Here is a 17959-nt window from a genome sequence, read left to right on the forward strand (position 1 = left end):
GGCGGCCACCTGTTCGAGGGTTCCTGCATGCTTAATCTTTACCTGTTCCAGATACTCAACGGCCTTGGATTGGGGATGATCTACTTCCTGATCGCGGTCGGCCTGACGATCATTTTCGGCCTGCTCAACTTCGTCAACTTCGCCCACGGCGCGTTCTTCCTGCTGGGCGCCTACATCTGCTACACCGCCGTGAGCCTCACCGGCAACTTCTGGCTGGCGCTGCTGATTGCGCCGCTGGTGGTGGCCGCGCTGGCCTGGGTGATCGAGCGCTTGTTGATCCAGCGGATCTATCACTTGCCGCACATGTTCCAGATCCTGGTCACGCTGGGCATCGCGCTGATCATCCAGGAAGCCAGCGTGATGATCTGGGGCCCGGTGGGCAAAAGCGTCGCCGTACCGGAACTGCTGCGCGGCGTGCTGGTGGTGGGTGATTTCGTCTACCCCTACTACCGCCTGTTCCTGATTGTGTTTTCCGCTTTGGTTGGCCTGGGCCTGTGGCTGCTGCTGGAACGCACGCGCTTCGGCGCCCTGGTGCGCGCCGGCAGTGAAAGCACCGAGACCGTGTCGCTGCTGGGCACGAATATCTTTCGCCTGTTCTCCATGACCTTTGCCCTCGGCGTGGGCCTGGCCGGCATGGCAGGCGTGCTGTTCGCACCGTTGCGCGGCGCCCAGCCGTTCGTTGGCCCGGAGATCCTCGGCATCGCCTTCGTGGTGGTGGTGATCGGCGGCATGGGCTCGTTCAGCGGTGCGCTGGTCGGCGGTTTGCTGGTGGGCGTGGTGCAAAGCCTGATGACCACACTCTGGCCCCAAGGCGCGAGCCTGATGATCTACGGCGCCATGGCCGTGGTGATTCTGGTACGCCCTTACGGCCTGTTTGGGAGAGCCTGACATGAGCGAGAAAAATCCTCTGCCGTTTGCCAAAACGCAATCGCGCGCCATGGTGTTGTGGGTATTGGCGGTGCTGATCGGCCTGCCCTTGATATTGCCCTCGGCGACCCTGGCCACCGAGATCCTGATCTTCGCCATGGCCGCCCTGGCCTGCAACCTGTTGCTGGGCTACACCGGGCTGCTGTCATTCGGCCAAGGCATCTTCTTTGGTGCCGGCGCCTACTGCGCGGCGCTGCTGATGATCCACCTGCAACTGGGTTTGTTCACCGCGTTGCTCGGCGCTGCCGTCGCCGGTGGTTTCCTGGCCCTGCTGGTGGGCGCCCTGGCGATCCGGCGCACCGGCATCTACTTCGTGATGCTCACGTTGGCGTTCAGCCAGATGGCCTACTTCGTCGCCTACACCTTGAGCGACTGGACCGGCGGCGATAACGGCCTGCTCAGCGTGCCACGCCCGGAAATCCGCATCGGCGACACCGTGCTGTTGTCCCTGGCCGATGCCCGCGCGTTCTATGGTTTTGTCGCGGTGCTGTTCCTGCTGATCTTCATCGGCGCACGCCGGGTGATCGCCTCGCCGTTCGGCAGCACGTTGATGGCGATCCGCGAAAACGAAACCCGCGCCTCGGCCATCGGCTACGACACGCGGCACTTCAAGATCCTGGTGTTCGTGCTGTCCGGCGCGGTCACCGGCATCGCCGGGGCGCTGTACGCCATGCTGCTGCACTTTGTGCCGCTGTCGAATATCGACCTGGCGATGTCCGAGAACATCCTGATCATGACCATCATCGGCGGCACCGGCTCACTGTTCGGCTCGTTGCTGGGCGCCGGTTCCATCGTGCTGCTGGGGGATTTTCTCTCCGACCTGTGGCCGCGCTGGTTGATGCTGCTGGGGGTGATCCTGATCCTGGTGGTGATCTTCATGCGCGGCGGTTTGTGGGGCGGCCTGGCCGCGTTGTTCGAGCGCGTGCGCGGCAGTCGCAAGGCAGCCGTCGTCGCCAAGGAGGAAGGGCTATGAGCATCCTGCTGGAAACCAAAGACCTGGAACTGGCCTATGGCGCGTTCCGTGCGGTGAACGGCGTGAACCTCAAGGTCGAAGCCGGCACCATCCACACCATCATCGGCCCCAACGGCGCGGGCAAGACCAGCCTGTTCCACTGCCTGACCGGTGAACGCCAGGCCACGGCCGGGGCGATTCACTTCGACGGCAAAAACCTGATGCGCAAGCCGGCCCACGCGCGCGTCGGCCTGGGCATGGCGCGCTCGTTCCAGCTCACCAGCCTGTTCCAGAACCTCAGCGTGCGCGAGAACCTGCGCCTGGCCGCCCAAGGCCGCGACGGTGCGCGCGCGCTGAACTTCTGGCGCCGCGTGGACAGCCGACGCGAACACCTGGAAATGGCCGATCAGGTGCTTGAGCGCCTGCAACTCAGCGCCCGCGCCGAGACCCTGGCCGGCGAGTTGTCCCACGGCCAGCAACGGGTGCTGGAGGTGGGGATGTCGATCTGCTCCAAGCCGAAATTGTTGATGCTCGACGAGCCCACCTCGGGCATGGGCATCGATGACATCCCGATCATGACCCAGTTGATCAGCGACCTCGGCCGCGACCATACGGTGCTGTTGATCGAACACAACATGAGCATCGTCATGTCCATCAGCCAACGCATCACGGTGATGAGCCACGGGCAGATCCTGGTGGAAGGCACGCCGGAGTTCGTGCGTGCCGATGAACGTGTGCGCACGGCTTATCTTGGGGAGGCTGCCTGATGCTGATCGTCGAGAATATCCATTCCTACTATGACAAGAGCCATGTGCTTGAAGGCGTGTCGCTGACCGTCAACCCTGGCGAACTGGTGACGCTGCTCGGGCGCAATGGTGCGGGCAAGACCACCACCTTGCGCAGCATCCTCGGCATCATCTGCCCGCGCCAGGGCCAGATCCACTTCAACGGCCAGGCGCTGGTGGGGCAGAAAATCTTTGAAATCGCGCGTCAGGGCCTGGCGCTGGTGCCGGAGAATCGCGGGATCTTCCGCCTGCTCACCGTCGAGGAAAATCTGCGCATTGCCGCGCGCAAGAGTAGCCGCTGGCAGCTCGAAGACGTGTACGGCATGTTCCCGCGCCTCAAGGAACGGCGCAAAAACGCAGGCCATGCGCTCTCCGGCGGCGAGCAACAGATGCTCGCCATCGCCCGCGCCCTGCTCAACGACCCCAAGCTGCTGATCCTTGACGAACCCACCGAAGGCCTCGCTCCGGTGATCGTCGACGAACTGGTGAAGATACTGCGCAAGGTCAAGGACGACGGCCTGCCAGTGCTGCTGGTGGAACAGAACCTGATGGTCTGCGACAAGCTCGCCGACCGCCATTACGTCCTCGAACAGGGCCGTGTGGTCTACGAGGGCAGCGCCGCCGCGTTCCGCGCCGACCCGACAATCAAGAACCGCTACCTGGCCCTAAGCGCCTGATGGGAGATTGCACATGAACAGTTTTGCGCAACCGCTCCAGAGCAACGCCCCGCTGATCAACCGCGACCGCCTGTGGCAATCGCTGATGGACCTGGCCCAACTCGGCGCCACGGTCAAAGGCGGCGTGTGCCGCCTGGCCCTCACCGACCTGGACCGCCAGGCCCGTGACCTGTTTGTACAGTGGTGCGAAGCCGCCGGGTGCAGTGTCAGTGTCGACGCCATCGGCAATATTTTCGCCCGTCGCCCTGGGCGCAATCCGGCCCTGCCGCCGGTGATGACCGGCAGCCATATCGACACCCAGCCCACCGGTGGCAAGTTCGATGGCTGCTACGGGGTGATGGCCGGTCTGGAAGTGATCCGCACCCTCAATGACTTGAAGATCGAGACCGAAGCGCCGCTCGAAGTGGTGGTGTGGACCAATGAAGAAGGCTCGCGCTTCCCGCCGTGCATGATGGGCTCCGGGGTATTTGCCGGTAAGTTCGACTTGCAGGACACCCTCGACAAGCAGGACGAGCAAGGCCTGTCGGTGGGCGCCGAATTGCAGCGCATCGGCTATGCCGGTGCCCGCGCGGTGTTGGGCCACCCGGTCGGTGCATATTTCGAAGCGCATATCGAACAGGGCCCGGTGCTGGAAGACCAGGCGATCACCCTCGGGGTGGTGATGGGTTGCCTCGGCCAGAAGTGGTTCGACCTGACTCTCACAGGCGTGGAAGCCCATGCCGGCCCGACGCCCATGCACTTGCGCAAGGACGCCCTGGTCGGCGCCGCCGAGGTGGTCAGCGCGGTCAACCGTATCGCCCATCAACAACAACCTCACGCCTGCGGCACCGTTGGCTGCCTGAGCCTGCACCCGGGCTCGCGCAATGTGATTCCCGGCCAGGTGCACATGACCATAGACCTGCGCCACCTGCATGCCGATAAGCTGCAAGCCATGGTCGATGAAGTGCGCTGCGTGATCGACGCCACCGCCCTGCGCCACGGCCTGAGCGTTGAGCTGACACCCACCGCCGACTTCCCGCCGCTGGACTTCCACCCGGCCTGCGTCAACGCCGTGCGCGATGCGGCGGCGGCCTTGGGCCTGAGCCATATGGACATCGTCAGCGGCGCCGGGCATGACGCGATTTTCGTCGCCGAACTGGGCCCGGCCGGGATGATCTTTGTGCCGTGCGAAGGCGGCATCAGCCATAACGAAATCGAAAACGCCGCACCCGATGACCTGGCGGCGGGCTGCGCAGTGTTGCTGCGCGCCATGGTCAATGCGGCGCAGGGGGAGCAGGCATGAGTGAGATAGGTGAGCTGACGGCCGTACAACTGCTGGCGCATTTTCGCGACAAGACCCTGTCGCCGGTGGAAGTCACCGAAGACGCGCTGCTGCGCATCGAACGCTACAACCCGGTGGTGAACGCCTACTGTCATGTCGACCCCGAGGGCGCGCTGCACGCGGCGCGGGCGTCGCAAGCACGCTGGTTCAAAGGCGCGCCCTGCGGTGCGCTGGACGGCGTACCGGCGTCGATCAAGGACCTCACGCTGACGATTGGCATGCCCACCCGCAAAGGCTCGCGCACCACCTCGGCCGAGGGCCCGTGGGACGTCGACGCGCCCTTCCCGGCCTTTATGCGCCAGGCCGGCGCGGTGCTGCTGGGCAAGACCACCACCCCGGAATTCGGCTGGAAAGGCGTCACCGACAACCCGCTGTACGGCATCACGCGCAACCCGTGGGACACGCGCACCACCGCAGGCGGCTCGTCTGGCGGCGCGGGCGCGGCAGCTGCATTGAACCTGGGCGTGCTGCACCAGGGCAGCGATGCCGGCGGCTCGATCCGCATCCCCTGTGCGTTCACCGGCACCTTCGGGATCAAGCCGACGTTCGGCTATGTACCGCAATGGCCGGCCAGTTCGATGACCATCCTCTCGCACCTGGGGCCGATGACCCGCACCGTGGAAGACAGCGTGTTGATGCTGCAGGCCGTCGCACAACCGGATGCGCGGGACGGCCTGCTCGGTGCGCCGAGGACCACGCCATGGCTCACGCCGGCCGCGGATTTAAAAGGCCTGCGCGTGGCCTACAGCCCCACGCTTGGCTACGTGGATGTCGACCCGCAGGTGGCCAGGGTGGTTGTCCAGGCGGTCGAGGGCCTGGTGCAGTTGGGCGCCCATGTCGAGCAGATCGACCCCGGTTTCAGCGATCCGCTGGAGGTGTTCAGCACCTTGTGGGAGGCGGGCGCGGCGCGCCTGACCGGGGCCATGAGCGAGGCGCAAAAATACCTGCTGGACCCTGGCCTGCTGCGCATTGCCCAGCGCGGCGAACAGTTGAGCCTGGATGACTTCACTGCGGCCCTGGAAGCGCGAGCGGCACTGGTGGCCCGCATGGCGGCGTTCCATGAGCACTACGACGTGCTGGTCTCGCCGATGATGCCGATCACCGCGTTCGAAGCGGGGCACAACGTACCACCCGGTTCCGGGATGCAGGAATGGACGCAGTGGACGCCGTTCACCTACCCCTTCAACCTCACCCAGCAACCGGCGGCGTCGGTGCCCTGCGGGTTGGCGGCGAATGGCTTGCCGGTGGGGTTGCATGTGGTGGGCGCGCGGTTTGCCGATGAGCAGGTGTTGAAGGTATGCCAGGTGTATGCGCGAGCATTTCCAACCCGACACTTGCAGGCCCCGGTCTGACAAATAGCCACTGTGCCTGCGGAATGCGTTGACGCCTGACTCAGTGCTATTCTCGCGCCCTCAACGTTTTCAGGAGTTTTACGCAATGCCAAGAACACTCACATGGATAGGTCTTTTCTTGGCGCTTGCCTGCTTGCAAGGCTGCGCGCACACCGACCCACTGCTGGGTCAGCCTTACTTCACACAGCCAGCCCAAACAGCCAGCGACAAGGCAACCGTTTACTTCGTGCGCGAGTATCGCCTCATGAGCCCGCACTTCATCACCGAAGTCCACGTCGATGGCAAGAGTCTTGGGGGGCTGCCTACCGGCGGCTACTTCAAGGTGGACTTGCCAGCCGGCGTGCACCGCGTCAGCTCCAACAAAACCTCAATCCTCACGGACGAAGCCACGCGCCAGTTTGACTTGTCCGTCAAGGCTGGCCAGAGCTACTTCGTGGTGGATCAGGATTTGTGGGCAGAACCCAAGGACGGTTTGACCCTGGGCGACATGAACAACAATATCTATCGAGGCTCCGTGCACTATTTTCGGTGGGCGCTACTGCCTGCCGACACTGCCGTGAAGTTCATGCCCAAGTACCGCTTGGCAAAATCCAAGTAAATCTCCCCCCGTTGTTCCTCTTGCGGGCGCCTAAAGCGCTGACACCACATTTTCTGACCGCATGCCAATCCCCTGCCTCTACAATGTCCCCATTCATCCCTGGGGGCTTCATGGATATCGAACTGGCACGTACCTTCCTGGAAATCTCGCGCTGCGGCAGCCTGGCCGCCGCCGCCGAGAAATTGCACGTCACCCAGACCGCCATCACTGCCCGCGTTAAAAACCTGGAAAGCCAACTGGGCAGTACGCTGTTCGTGCGTAACCGCGCCGGTGCGCGCCTGACCGCCGACGGCGAGGCGTTTGTGGTGTACGCCAACCAGTTGCTGCAAACCTGGGAAGCCGCGCGGCGTGACCTGCCGTTGCCCGATGGCTATCGCAATGTGCTGCATATCGGTGGTGAAGTCAGCCTGTGCAACCCGCTGATGCTCGGCTGGGCCCGGGCCCTGCGCGAACAGATTCCCGGGCATGCCCTGCGTACCGAAGTGCGTGAAGGCGAGTACCTGCTGCGGCAATTGGAGCTCGGCGTACTCGATGCGGCGCTGGTGTTCCAGCCGCAGTACTGGCCGGGGTTGCAGGTGGAGCAGGTGCTGGAAGAAAAACTCATCCTGGTGCAGTTGGTGAGCAAGCCGGACCCGTACGTCTACATCGATTGGGGCCCGGGTTTCCGCCAGCAGCACGACGCTGCCCTGCCCGACCGGGCCCGTGCTGCGGTGAGTTTCAATCTGGGGCCGCTGGCGTTGCAGTACATTCTGGAGAACGGCGGCGCCGGGTATTTCCGCACGCGGGTGGTACAGAGCTACCTGGACAGCGGCGTAATGCAGCGCGTGCCCAAGGCCCCGGAGTTCAGCTTCCCGACGTTCCTGGTGTACTCGCGGGCGCGGGATTCGGCGGTGCTGCAACAGGCCCTGGCGTTGCTGCGCGAGGTGGTCAAGGCCGAAAGTGACTGGTCGCAACGCTGGGATCCGTTGATGTGAAACGCGCGGTTGACTAGCACAATCGCGAAGGCCGGCTAAGCTCAGTCACCACCCAAAAAGACTATGAGCCCCGACCATGCCCCACGCTACCGAGGCTTTTCGCGAGCGCTATCGCGCCACCGTCTCCCCGCGCTACAACCCCTGGCTCCATGCAGGTTTTGTGCTGGGTTACGGCATCGTCTGCATCACCCTGGCGTGGTCCTGTACCGCGCAGATCACTGTGCTGCAATGGCTGACCGTGCCGTTGACCCTGGTGTTCTTCAACCTCTGTATCTACCTCGTGCACCGCCACCTCGGCCACCACAAACACGCCTTGGCGCGCTTGTTCTATGCGCGCCACACCGGCGATCACCACAGCTTCTTCACCCCCGGCCACATGACCTACGACAGCCCACGGGACTGGCGCGTGATTCTCTTCCCGGCGTGGCTGATCGTGCTGCACAGCCTGGTCATCACCCTGCCCGCCTGGTGGTTGCTCCAGCAGATAAGCCCCAATGTCGCCGGTCTGTTCGCCGGGTGCATGATCCTCGGCTACCTGCTCTACGAGGTGTTCCACGCCTGCGAGCATTTGCCGGCCAACCACGCGGTGGCGCGCCTGCCGTGGATTCGCCAGATGCACCAACTGCATGCCCTGCATCACCGCCGCGAACTGATGCAGGAGCGCAATTTCAATATCGTCCTCCCGCTGATGGATTACCTGTTCGGCACCTTGCACTGGGAACCGAACCCCAACGACAACCAGGAATCGTCATGAGTACCCGTCGAAAAAAAATCCGTCATCTGCTGTTTGTGCTGCTGCTGGCGGTGATCGCTTTTCTGCTGCTGATGCCGACCAAGGTGCAACCGGTGAACTGGGCCCCGCCCACGGCACCTTCGATGAAGGAAGGGCCTTTTGCCGAAAACCAGCGGCTCAAGGGTGTGCAGAAAATCGGTGCCCAGGACATCGCCGGGCCAGAGGCCTTGCTGTTGGATGCCCAGGGTCTTCTGATCAGCGGGCTGCATGACGGGCGCATCATCCGCACTTCGCCCGACAGCCCTACCCTGGAAGTGCTGGCCAACACCGGAGGGCGACCACTGGGCATGGCGCTGCACCCGGACGGGCGCTTGATCATTGCCGACGGGGTCAAGGGCTTGCTCGCGTTGGATCCCCAGCGCCAACTCACCGTCCTGAGCACCGCCGCCAACGGCGTGGCCTTTGGCTTTACCAATGACGTGACAGTGGATGCCAGCGGACGCTATGCGTACTTCAGCGATGCCTCCAGCCGTTGGCGCTATGGCCAGGATGGCGAGGCGGTGATCGAGCACGGCGGCGATGGTCGCCTGCTGCGTTATGACTTGCGCAACGGCAGCACCGAGGTGCTGCTGGACCAACTGCAATTCGCCAACGGCGTGGCACTCGGCCCGGATGAAAACTACGTGCTGGTCAATGAGACCGGCGCCTATCGCATCAGCCGTTACTGGCTCAAGGGCGAGCGAGCGGGCAAACACGACCTGTTTATCGACAACCTGCCCGGCCTGCCGGACAACCTCAGTTTCAACGGCCAGGACCGCTTCTGGGTGGCGCTGTACTCACCACGCAACCCGCTGCTGGACAGCTTTGCCGGCTACCCATTACTGCGCAAGGTGATGGTGCGCGCACTGATGGTGGTGCCCAAGCCCATCGAGCGCAAAGCCTTTGTGCTGGGGCTGGATACCGAGGGCAAGGTCATCGCTAATTTGCAGGATGGCAGCGCGGGCAATTACTCGCCCATCACCACGGCCCGGGAGTATGGCGACTGGCTGTACCTGGGATCGCTGAAGAATACGAGCATGGCGCGCTTGCCGTTGAAGCTGGCGTTGGCGCAATAACGCAAAAAGGGCATACAGGCGCCTGGCCTGTATGCCCTGGGTACTACGGATCACTCATGTTCAGCTCTTGGTGCTGCTCAGCAAGGTCTGCTTGCACAGGTGACCGAAGCTGACGAACTCGGTGTTGTCACCACCGACGCCGATGCCCGGGTACTCCAGTACTTCCATGCGCCACACGCCGTAATTGAAGTCGGTACGCCAGGTGTTGTTGTAGCCCTGGGAGTAATCGACAAAGGTGGTCTGGAAATCACCGGAGCAGGTGCCTACGTTGATCGTGCCCGCCGCTTGGCCCGCACTGTCGGTCGCGGCCGAATACGCCTTGTAGACGATCTTGCCGGTGGCCGGGTCGATGTGCTGGTCGAGATAGACAATCGGGTGCAACCCCACCAGCGGTGCACCGGTGCTGTCCGACAGCCCCATGGTCCAGCTCAGGTTCCGATAGGCCTGGGTGGTCATGTAGCCGTAGCCCACGTTGGAAGCCGAGTACGGGATGCGCAACACGTTCGCCTCGCCCTTCACATCCGGGCTGTTGACCCGAGGGTTGGAACCAAACGACAGGTTGTACTTGCCCGTGGCGCTCCACGGCTCATTCGGGTGCTGGTTGGGCCGCACACGCACCTTGACCACGCCGCCGATACCCGGACTCGGGACCGAGGTCGACACGACGTTGGCGCCCACGGTGACCCACTGGGTACCGTCGAAACGCTCGAGGATCCACTTGTTGCGCGTGCTGCCACTGGACGTATCCGCCGTCAGCGCAATCCCGACACTCTGGCCACGGACTGCGGTGAAATCGAAATAATCGACGTCATCCAGGCTGTCGGCATTGCCGTTGATGTAGTTCAGCGTGTCCGGCAGTTGGAAGGCCGTGTCTGGGGTGTCATTGGGTTCAAAGGCATCGAGGTTGGTATCGACCGCAACACCGAACTGGAAGCTCGAACCCTGCACCGCCGCGTTGGCTTCCATGAACCAGTAGTAATCACCGGCAGGCACCACGCCGCCAAGGCTTTCATCGCCAGTGCCGGGGTTATTGGAGGTGCCCAGGGGCAACGGATTGCCCTGGCCGTCGTCCTGGAACAGCGACAACGACATGTCGGTGCCTGCCGTCTGGTTGACCAGCAAAACGTTGATCCGCGCCTTCTGCGGCAGGTTGAAGTGGTAGCACAGCAGGTCGCCGGTTTGCACCCCATTGATCGTATAGAGCGAGTTGACGTCAAGCGTCTGCTCACAGCCCTGGACCAGCGTCGCCTGCACGGCGGTCGCTTGCTGGGCGGTCGCTTTTTGTACCTGGGTTACCCTGGCCGGTGCGCTGTTGTCTTCCACCACCGAGTCGGCAATGGCCTTGACACCAACCACCGGCGCCTTCAGTTGGGCCCCCGACAGCAGTTGCTGCTTGAGGGCCGCCGTTGCCTTGTTGGCCTTGATCTTGGCACCGTTTTTCAACGCTTGCTTGACGGCGGGAGACGCCGCTTGCGCAGCCAGGTGAGGGTATTGCTCAGCGAGGGCAAAGGCCGAGACAAAGCAGGAGGCCGCCATGGCCGCGCCCAGCATAAAAGCTTTTTTCGATTTCATTTTTTATCCATCCATAGTTAAAAACTGAAGGTCAGGTGACATCCGGTCACCTGGGATGGAATGTAGGATAAGACTGGATGGATGTACAGTATTTTTTCAGGGAATGTGGCTTTAAGGAAAAATACGTGTAGGAAAAAGCTGGCTTCCTCTAGAGCCAAGTACCCCAAAAGCCCCAACTGACAGCCCAAAACATCACAAGCCGATAAGGCCATACGGCCCAACGCTTGAGGGCAAGGGGGATGGCGGCCAGCTCTACCTCGGTCACAAGACCGTCTTTCACGGAGCGTTTTGGTGTGCGAAGGATGTCAATCAACAGCGCCATGCGATTACCCCGATTGAGCTGCTGGTTTCGTTCCCAGCGTTGCCAATATTTACGAACCTCCGCGTTTTCACTGAAATAACTTTCCAGCTCGTCGAGCTTTGTACGCCCGGCATATAGCATCAGGCCCAAAACAACGAACGTTCCAATGATCATCACAAGGGTGTAGACGAAAAAAAACGACATCGTTAAGCGCCTTCTGGTTGAAATATCAAATCACCATCAATCTCTATGATCCTTCCGCCCAGGAACGCCCCAGCATCGCCGCCTTTACTGCCGCCTATATACCCTCCCGCAGCCCCACCGATAACTCCACAGGTAAGTGCGCCACTTCCCCTAGTCGCCACACCTAAAAAAATGGTGCATGCGCGACGAGTCAGTTCAGCGCCTAATCCCCCAGCTCCAGCCGCCCCCGCCACTCCCCCCACCAACCTCCCCGTCTCCACATACTTAGCCCTCCTCCACTGCGCCTCCCGCCCCGTCACACACGCCTCCTTGATCTCCAGCCCGGTCACGCCCACATCCAGCGCGATCCCCATGAAAGTCCCGTTTCCCAACCACTTGGACATCTGCGCAATCTCGCGCATGCGCTTTGCATACCCCGCGATCTCGCCTTTATGCAGATAGCTTTTGGTCGAAATCCCCAGCACCTTCTTCAACGACTCATTGCCCTGCAACCCCGTGCCGAACCGTGCCGCGCCTTGCAGTTGCAGATCCAAGCGCCGGAACAAGGCCTGGCGCTGTTTGATAAAGCCATCCCGGTCCAACGCACCGTCCTTCAAGCGCTGATGCAACCGCTCGATTTCCTCCAGGGTCTGCGCCACCTCATTGAGATGCCGCGACCAGGCCGATGTCGCACTGCCGATACCCATCGATCCGTAGGCCATGAAGCTCTGCAGCAAGTCATAGTTGCCGATCAACTCCCTGCCCGCCGAGGTATACATTTCCAGATTGCGCCGAACTGTTTCGCCATGGCGCATCAACCAGGCTTCCTCGCTCGAACAGCTCACGCTGTACGGATCGGGAATAATCACCAATTGACCCGGCGCGACCAGACCGGGGCGCAGGTGCCGGTTGAGCACATCAAAATGATCGGAGCGCTGCTGGCTCGGGGCGCCGCCCATGAGGCGGGATTTCAAATGGGTGTAGTCCGTTGTGCGGTCGTTGATATAGCTCTGCGCCATGCCCTACATCCGAGATGCAAAGAAGATGGCGTCGAAATATAAGCAAGCACCTACGCCCCGAACACAAGCGCAGGTGGGTCGAATTGCATTTGGGAAGTTGCCTACTTCACGAAGAAACAGCGCCTACAGAAACAACCCTAATAACCGGTCATCTCCAGGTAACCCACCCCACCGTCAAACCGCACCGGTCCTTCCCAGTACGGAATACTCAGGTTCATCCAGGCGTTCGGGTTGACAGCCTGGGTGGTGATATCCAGTTGCTTGCTGGGAATCTTCAGCGACCAGCGTGTGGGAATGTGGCGTCCGTCGATGACTGTTGTGTCCAGCGGTGCCAGTTGGATATCGGCGTTGTGCAGGGTCTGGGTGTGGCCTTCGCGGTTGATCCAGGTGCCGGTCAGGTAGGACGCGCCGTCGGTTTGCCGCACACGAAACAGCATCAACTGCTCGCCTCGGTCCAGGTGCAGGGAGAACCAGTCCCAACCGGTCTGGCTGGCGGTCAACGGTTGGCTGCTCCATTCGCGGTCGAGCCAGGCCGGGCCGCTGACTTGATACGTTGTGCCGTCGATGCTGACGCTGCCATTGGCGGTAAAAAACGGCTGGCTGTAGTAATACGACGCCTGGCCCTGGTCGGATTTTCGGCTGTAGCCGTTGTCGCCCTGCAGCACCAGCGGGCGGCTGGAGGTCAGGCGCAGGTCGTAGGCAAATTGCGCACCGTTGGCCTTGAGTTGCATGTCCGCCAACGCGCTCGCGGCACCGGGTTGGCTGGCAAAATTCCAGTCGTCGATCCAGGCGTTGAACGGCACTGCCTGCGCCCCGGCCTGGCCGACGCCGCCACGGGCGAAGCGTTCGGCGGCATAGTGGTGGGTGGCGGAGGTGACGGCGGCGTGGCCGAGCCATACGGTCGAGTCGTGCCAGCCCGCTTGCGTCGGCCCAGCCTTGAGGGCGTTGCGAAACAGCGTCCATTGCACGCCGAACACATTGCCTTGGGCGTCCTTGAGGTTGGCGGTGACGTACCACCACTCGATCCGAAAGCCATCGTGGGGGCCATGGTCCTCGGGAAAGCTGAAGACCTTGCCGGGCAGCACCTGGGCAAAGTCGGCCGCATCACTGCCCAGGCCGGCGAAGCTTTCCGGCGGCGCAGGTTGTTGGTCGCACGCGCCTAACAGCAAAAGAAGAAGCCCTGTAGGAGCGAGCTTGCTCGCGAAAAACGTCAACGATAACGCGGGCATTCCGGCTGCACGCGGCGCTCTTGGTTTTTTCGCGAGCAAGCTCGCTCCTACAGAGAGGACAGCCAGGAACAGAGGCTTAATCTTCATGGGCAAACGTCCTCAACAAATCCGCCGGACGGCTGCGGTACAGCTGCCACAGCGGCCAGGCCGACGCCAGCAACGTGGCCAACATCGCCAGCCCCAGCAATTGTGCGAGCTGCCACGGGAACACTTGCAACGGCAGGCGCCAGCCAAAGGCCTGCACGTTGATCACCGCGTCCAGGCACCACGCCAGCAACAGGCCCAGCGGCAACGCCAGCAGCAACGTGAGCACCGCCAGCAGCCAGGTTTGCCCCAGGTTCAGCAGCATCAGTTGCCGCCGCGTCACCCCCAACGCCCACAGCGGAGCAAGTTGGCCGAGGCGGCTCTGGCTCTGGGTCAGCAGGCTGATGAACAGCGCCACGCCGGCCACGCCCAAGGTCAGGCTATTGAGCGCGGCGGTGGCGGCGAAGGTGCGTTCGAATACCTGGCTCGACCAGCCCTTAAGTTGCTGTTGATCGACAATCCGACTGTCTTCCAGGGCAAAGGCGCGCTGCACTTCACCCACCAGCGGCGCCACGTTTTCCGGTAATACCCGCAGGTTGAAACGCGCCGGCGTCAGTGTCGGCCAGTGGACCAGCAGGTGCCGGGCGTTGACCAGCACATGGCCCTTGGGGTTGCCGTAATCGGCGTACACCCCCACCAAGGTGGGCGACCACACACCGTGCGGCGTGGGAATGCTCACCGTGTCACCCAGCTTCACGCCGAGCCGCCGCGCCAGTTGTTCGCTGAGCATCAGCGTCTCGCCTTGCTGCAACTGGTCCCACGGCGCGCTCACTGCTTCCAGCAACGGCCAGTGCTGGCGATAGGTAGGGTCGTCGACCACGCCAAACAGGTCCGCCGGCCAACCCTGCAATTGCACCGCGACCTGCCAGGTGGGCAACACGGTTTGCACCAACGGTTGCTGCGCCAGCCAGGCGCTGAGTTGCTCTGCCTGGGCCGGGTTTTGCGGGTTGAGGTACAGCTCGGCGGTGAGGCGTTGCTCCAGCCAGTTGTTGAAAGTGTGGCGAAAGCCCGAGGTCATGGAGCCTGCGCCGATATTCGCCGCCAGGGCCAACAGCAGCGCCATCAATGCCAGGCTCAGGGCCGGCAGTTGTTGACGGCAGTCGGCCAGAAACCATTGGCCCAGCACCGAACGGCTGCGCCCCAGCAACGCCTCCAACAGGCCATTGAGCAACACCGGCAAGCCCAGAGCAGCGCCGAGCAGCAAGGCCGCCATCAACACAAACCCGGCGGCCAGGCTGTCGCCCAGCCATAACGCCAACAACGCGATCAGCAAGGCCGTAGCCGCGACCCAGCCCTGACGCCGCAACCAACGTCCATGGGCCTCGTGCCAGGCCTGGGCGTTGGCCAGCGCCAGCAACGGCAGACGCGCCGCCCGCCACAGGCTGCTGGCGCCGGCAAGCAAGGCGCCGAGCAAACTCAAGCCCAACCCAGCCACCCACCACCCTGGGCTCAAGCTCAATTGGCCCGGCACCTCGGCGCCATACAAACCACGCAGGCTGGCGGCCACATCCGGCAGCAACAGGCTGGCCAGCAGGTAACCGCTGGCGACGCCGAGCACGCCCCCCAGTACCGACAAGGCACCCAGCTCCACCCCCAGGCCGAGGATCAGCATCCGCGCACTCACCCCGCAGGCGCGCAAGGTGCGCAACAGCCCGCGCCGCTGCTCCAGGGCCAGGCCGATGGCCGCGTGCACGATAAACAGCCCCACCACAAACGACAGGAAGCCCAGCGCATCAAGGTTCAGGTGAAAGCTCTCGGTCAACCGCGCAAGGTTATTCTCCTCGCCCTGCTTGAGCTGCAACCCGGCGGGCGGTGTGGGATGGCGCGCGGCGAAGGCCTTGTCCACCAGCAGGCGCGAGAGCTGACCGGGCATCTCCAGCAGCACCTGGGCAAAACCGATATCGGTGAGCAACAGGCCGGGCGCCATATCCGGCTGGACCTGCAACGGCGGCAGGCGCTGCCCGTTCAGCGTGAGCGGTTGCTGGCCTGCGCGCAGCCCCAGGGCCTGCAAGGTCTGCGGCGCGATCCAGGTACGCCCCGGCGGTTCAAAGAAGGCCAGCATCTGCGCCTGGCTCAAACGCTGCCCCGCCACCGCGCCGCTGCCGGGCAACGACAGCGGCTCAATGCCCATCAATTGCAGGCGCACGTCCTCATGCCCCTTGAGTTGCAGGCGCCCCTGTACCACCGGCGACACCGGCCAACCGGCGCGGCGCAGTTCGGCAAAGCGCGTTTGCGCGAAACTGGCAGCGTCCGGCGCACTCAGGCTGGCCTGGGGTTCGCCGCCGATCAATTGGCTGGCGCGCGCGTAGCTGTCGCGAGCCTGGCTGTTGAGGGCCTGCACCCCGGTCAGCAGCGCGGTGGCCAGCCATAGGCCGGTGAGCACGCTGAAGAACTGCACCGGATGCCGGCGCCAATGGCTGAGCAAAGCGCGCAAGGTCCAGTAAAACACCCTCACGTCGGCACGACCTTTCCATGATGCAGCACCACCTGCCGGTCCAGGCGCGCGGCGATGCGTGGGCTGTGGGTGACCATCAACAGACTGGTGGGGCTGTCGCGCAACAGGTCCAGCAACAGCTGCAACACCTCATCGCTGGTGGCTTCGTCGAGGTTGCCGGTGGGCTCGTCGGCCAACAGTAAACCTGGGCGCGAGGCCAGCGCCCGCCCCACCGCCACCCGTTGCTGCTGGCCGCCCGAGAGTTGTTCCGGGTAACGCTTGAGCAAGTCCCCCAGGCCCAGGCGCTCAACCAATTGCGCCTGCCACTGCGGATCAAAACGCCCCGCCAAGCGGGCCTGGAACGCCAGGTTGTCCTCGACGCGCAGGCTGCCGATCAGGTTGAACTGCTGGAACACCAGACCGATTTCGGTACGCCGCCAGTGCGCCAGGTGCGCCTCGCTCATCTGGTCGAGGCGCTGTTCGCCCACCTGGATACGGCCGCTGTCCACCCGATCGAGCCCGGCCACCAAGTGCAACAAGGTGCTCTTGCCACTGCCGGATTCGCCCATCAACGCCAGGCTGCTGCGCGCGGCCAGGTGCAAATCGACTCCCGCCAACACCGGCAACGGGCCCTGGGGGGTGGCGTAGCTTTTGAAGACACCTTGCACCTGCAGCATGGGAACACTCATCGGAGGGGTGGCTATCGAGAATAACGGCTGGGGATCGAGGCCACGCGAATTTTTCACATGCTTTTCACCGGCCACCGACCCACCGCACTTTAAATTGCCGGCCAAGCGTCACTCGTCGGCAACTTCTTAGTTGCCACCCCTGGCAACTTTTAACCGCAGCATGTTCAGCGAAAAGACAGCAGCCCTGTGACAGCCTTCTGCTCCACTACGGCTATTCGCCAACACGTTGCGCCTAACTAATACAAGATTGCCAACAGCGTCCAAGGTGAATGAAGTGGTTGACATTACCCTGATTAAACCACGCTCGCGCCGAGCCTTTTTCAAGCGCCTCAAACCGCTCTGGATCGGGCTTGCCGTGGTCACAGTGCTGCTCACTTGCGCGCTGTTCTGGCCGACCTCGCCACGGGACCTGGGCGTAGGCGATCGCCTGCTGACGTCCCAGGTGCTGCCGCTGTGGCGTGACGGCGACCTGATCGTGCTGGTGCGTCATGAGGAGCGCTGCGACCGTTCGAGCAACCCTTGCCTGGGCCCGGTGGAAGGCGTGACGATCAATGGCAGCCAGCACGCGGAAAACCTGGGAAAAGCCTTTAAATCATTGGGTATGGACGGCACCGACGTACTCTCCAGCCCGGCCATTCGCACCGCCCAGACCTCGCGCTTCATGTTCGGCAAAACCGAGATGACCGCCAGCGAACAAGCCGTCTGCGGCAAGGCCATGGGCGAAGAGTTACTCAGCCACAAACAGGTCGGACGCAACCTCGTCTTCGTCACCCACAGCGGTTGCATTGCCGACTTCGAAACCGCCCTGGGCTTCCCCCACGCCAAGTTTTCCGAGTACGGCAGCGCGCTGTTCGTGCAGGTGCTGGCCAACGGCAAGTTCAAGGCCCTGGGCATCATGAAAAACCAGGATTGGCCGGCCGCGCTCAAACAAATCTAAGCATTCCCTTCCCGCCACTACGGCTTATGTTCAGCAAAAAGACAGCCCTCTTCTGGCATGTTTAGTTGCGCCCTTTT

At 62.9% G+C, this 17959-nt stretch carries 17 protein-coding genes; 11 read left to right on the forward strand and 6 right to left on the reverse strand.

Annotated elements, in window-relative coordinates; translation table 11 throughout:
• Nucleotides 1-27 precede the first annotated feature (27 nt).
• From AD670_RS25095 to AD670_RS25140, 10 genes are all read left to right on the forward strand, one after another.
• Entirely contained in the window at nucleotides 28-888 is an 861-nt protein-coding gene (locus AD670_RS25095; protein ID WP_053138677.1) for a branched-chain amino acid ABC transporter permease, read from the forward strand.
• 1 nt (nucleotide 889) lies between these two features.
• On the forward strand, nucleotides 890-1900 hold the full coding sequence (locus tag AD670_RS25100; RefSeq protein ID WP_053138679.1) for a branched-chain amino acid ABC transporter permease: 1011 nt from the start codon (nucleotides 890-892) through the stop codon (nucleotides 1898-1900).
• Nucleotides 1897-2646 carry an ABC transporter ATP-binding protein gene (locus AD670_RS25105; protein WP_053138682.1) on the forward strand — a complete coding sequence of 250 codons (750 nt, stop codon included), beginning with the start codon at nucleotides 1897-1899 and terminating at the stop codon, nucleotides 2644-2646. The genes AD670_RS25100 and AD670_RS25105 overlap by 4 nt, the downstream gene beginning before the upstream one ends.
• On the forward strand, nucleotides 2646-3341 hold the full coding sequence (locus AD670_RS25110) for an ABC transporter ATP-binding protein (RefSeq protein ID WP_053138685.1): 696 nt from the start codon (nucleotides 2646-2648) through the stop codon (nucleotides 3339-3341). The genes AD670_RS25105 and AD670_RS25110 overlap by 1 nt, the downstream gene beginning before the upstream one ends.
• A gap of 13 nt (nucleotides 3342-3354) precedes the next feature.
• Nucleotides 3355-4623, forward strand: coding sequence for a Zn-dependent hydrolase (locus AD670_RS25115; RefSeq protein WP_053138687.1), 1269 nt, complete (start codon nucleotides 3355-3357; stop codon nucleotides 4621-4623).
• A complete protein-coding gene (locus tag AD670_RS25120) occupies nucleotides 4620-6014 on the forward strand; it encodes an amidase (RefSeq protein WP_053138690.1) in 1395 nt (464 codons plus the stop codon). Before AD670_RS25115 ends, AD670_RS25120 begins: the two co-directional genes overlap by 4 nt.
• An 85-nt stretch (nucleotides 6015-6099) precedes the next feature.
• On the forward strand, nucleotides 6100-6612 hold the full coding sequence (locus tag AD670_RS25125) for a DUF2846 domain-containing protein (protein WP_082341044.1): 513 nt from the start codon (nucleotides 6100-6102) through the stop codon (nucleotides 6610-6612).
• A 110-nt stretch (nucleotides 6613-6722) separates the two neighbouring features.
• Complete coding sequence (locus tag AD670_RS25130; protein WP_053138695.1) at nucleotides 6723-7586, forward strand: LysR family transcriptional regulator; 864 nt, start codon at nucleotides 6723-6725, stop codon at nucleotides 7584-7586.
• Between the two features lie 76 nt (nucleotides 7587-7662).
• Complete coding sequence (locus tag AD670_RS25135) at nucleotides 7663-8340, forward strand: sterol desaturase family protein (protein ID WP_053138698.1); 678 nt, start codon at nucleotides 7663-7665, stop codon at nucleotides 8338-8340.
• Entirely contained in the window at nucleotides 8337-9434 is a 1098-nt protein-coding gene (locus AD670_RS25140) for an SMP-30/gluconolactonase/LRE family protein (protein ID WP_053138702.1), read from the forward strand. The genes AD670_RS25135 and AD670_RS25140 overlap by 4 nt, the downstream gene beginning before the upstream one ends.
• A gap of 60 nt (nucleotides 9435-9494) precedes the next feature.
• On the opposite strand, the gene AD670_RS25145 is transcribed toward AD670_RS25140, so the two are convergent.
• The 6 genes from AD670_RS25145 to AD670_RS25170 form a co-directional block, all read right to left on the reverse strand.
• Nucleotides 9495-11006, reverse strand: a complete 1512-nt coding sequence (locus AD670_RS25145) for a hypothetical protein (RefSeq protein ID WP_053138704.1) — start codon at nucleotides 11004-11006, stop codon at nucleotides 9495-9497.
• 148 nt (nucleotides 11007-11154) lie between these two features.
• Complete coding sequence (locus AD670_RS25150; protein WP_053138706.1) at nucleotides 11155-11511, reverse strand: hypothetical protein; 357 nt, start codon at nucleotides 11509-11511, stop codon at nucleotides 11155-11157.
• A gap of 2 nt (nucleotides 11512-11513) precedes the next feature.
• The gene (locus AD670_RS25155; protein ID WP_053138708.1) at nucleotides 11514-12509 is read right to left on the reverse strand and encodes a hypothetical protein; all 996 of its coding nucleotides are present in this window, start codon (nucleotides 12507-12509) and stop codon (nucleotides 11514-11516) included.
• A 137-nt stretch (nucleotides 12510-12646) separates the two neighbouring features.
• Nucleotides 12647-13738, reverse strand: a complete 1092-nt coding sequence (locus AD670_RS25160) for a lipocalin-like domain-containing protein (protein WP_053138710.1) — start codon at nucleotides 13736-13738, stop codon at nucleotides 12647-12649.
• Between the two features lie 76 nt (nucleotides 13739-13814).
• Nucleotides 13815-16277: an FtsX-like permease family protein gene (locus AD670_RS25165; protein ID WP_053138713.1), complete on the reverse strand. Its 2463-nt coding sequence runs from the start codon at nucleotides 16275-16277 to the stop codon at nucleotides 13815-13817.
• Nucleotides 16274-16933, reverse strand: coding sequence for an ABC transporter ATP-binding protein (locus AD670_RS25170; protein WP_053138716.1), 660 nt, complete (start codon nucleotides 16931-16933; stop codon nucleotides 16274-16276). Before AD670_RS25170 ends, AD670_RS25165 begins: the two co-directional genes overlap by 4 nt.
• A 277-nt stretch (nucleotides 16934-17210) precedes the next feature.
• Between AD670_RS25170 and AD670_RS25175 the strand changes: the two genes are divergently transcribed.
• On the forward strand, nucleotides 17211-17882 hold the full coding sequence (locus AD670_RS25175; RefSeq protein WP_256243944.1) for a histidine phosphatase family protein: 672 nt from the start codon (nucleotides 17211-17213) through the stop codon (nucleotides 17880-17882).
• Nucleotides 17883-17959 lie beyond the last annotated feature (77 nt).

The organism is Pseudomonas sp. MIACH (genome assembly GCF_001269925.1).
Classification (GTDB): Bacteria; Pseudomonadota; Gammaproteobacteria; order Pseudomonadales; family Pseudomonadaceae; genus Aquipseudomonas.

What these genes read in the sequence shown, in the direction of transcription:
- AD670_RS25095 (WP_053138677.1), top strand. Translation starts at nt 28, where the DNA reads ATGCTTAATCTTTACCTGTTCCAGATACTCAACGGCCTTGGATTGGGG.
- AD670_RS25120 (WP_053138690.1), top strand. Translation starts at nt 4,620, where the DNA reads ATGAGTGAGATAGGTGAGCTGACGGCCGTACAACTGCTGGCGCATTTT.
- AD670_RS25115 (WP_053138687.1), top strand. Translation starts at nt 3,355, where the DNA reads ATGAACAGTTTTGCGCAACCGCTCCAGAGCAACGCCCCGCTGATCAAC.
- AD670_RS25110 (WP_053138685.1), top strand. Translation starts at nt 2,646, where the DNA reads ATGCTGATCGTCGAGAATATCCATTCCTACTATGACAAGAGCCATGTG.
- AD670_RS25105 (WP_053138682.1), top strand. Translation starts at nt 1,897, where the DNA reads ATGAGCATCCTGCTGGAAACCAAAGACCTGGAACTGGCCTATGGCGCG.
- AD670_RS25100 (WP_053138679.1), top strand. Translation starts at nt 890, where the DNA reads ATGAGCGAGAAAAATCCTCTGCCGTTTGCCAAAACGCAATCGCGCGCC.
- AD670_RS25145 (WP_053138704.1), bottom strand. Translation starts at nt 11,006, where the DNA reads ATGAAATCGAAAAAAGCTTTTATGCTGGGCGCGGCCATGGCGGCCTCC.
- AD670_RS25150 (WP_053138706.1), bottom strand. Translation starts at nt 11,511, where the DNA reads ATGTCGTTTTTTTTCGTCTACACCCTTGTGATGATCATTGGAACGTTC.
- AD670_RS25155 (WP_053138708.1), bottom strand. Translation starts at nt 12,509, where the DNA reads ATGGCGCAGAGCTATATCAACGACCGCACAACGGACTACACCCATTTG.
- AD670_RS25135 (WP_053138698.1), top strand. Translation starts at nt 7,663, where the DNA reads ATGCCCCACGCTACCGAGGCTTTTCGCGAGCGCTATCGCGCCACCGTC.
- AD670_RS25140 (WP_053138702.1), top strand. Translation starts at nt 8,337, where the DNA reads ATGAGTACCCGTCGAAAAAAAATCCGTCATCTGCTGTTTGTGCTGCTG.
- AD670_RS25125 (WP_082341044.1), top strand. Translation starts at nt 6,100, where the DNA reads ATGCCAAGAACACTCACATGGATAGGTCTTTTCTTGGCGCTTGCCTGC.
- AD670_RS25170 (WP_053138716.1), bottom strand. Translation starts at nt 16,933, where the DNA reads ATGCTGCAGGTGCAAGGTGTCTTCAAAAGCTACGCCACCCCCCAGGGC.
- AD670_RS25130 (WP_053138695.1), top strand. Translation starts at nt 6,723, where the DNA reads ATGGATATCGAACTGGCACGTACCTTCCTGGAAATCTCGCGCTGCGGC.
- AD670_RS25160 (WP_053138710.1), bottom strand. Translation starts at nt 13,738, where the DNA reads ATGCCCGCGTTATCGTTGACGTTTTTCGCGAGCAAGCTCGCTCCTACA.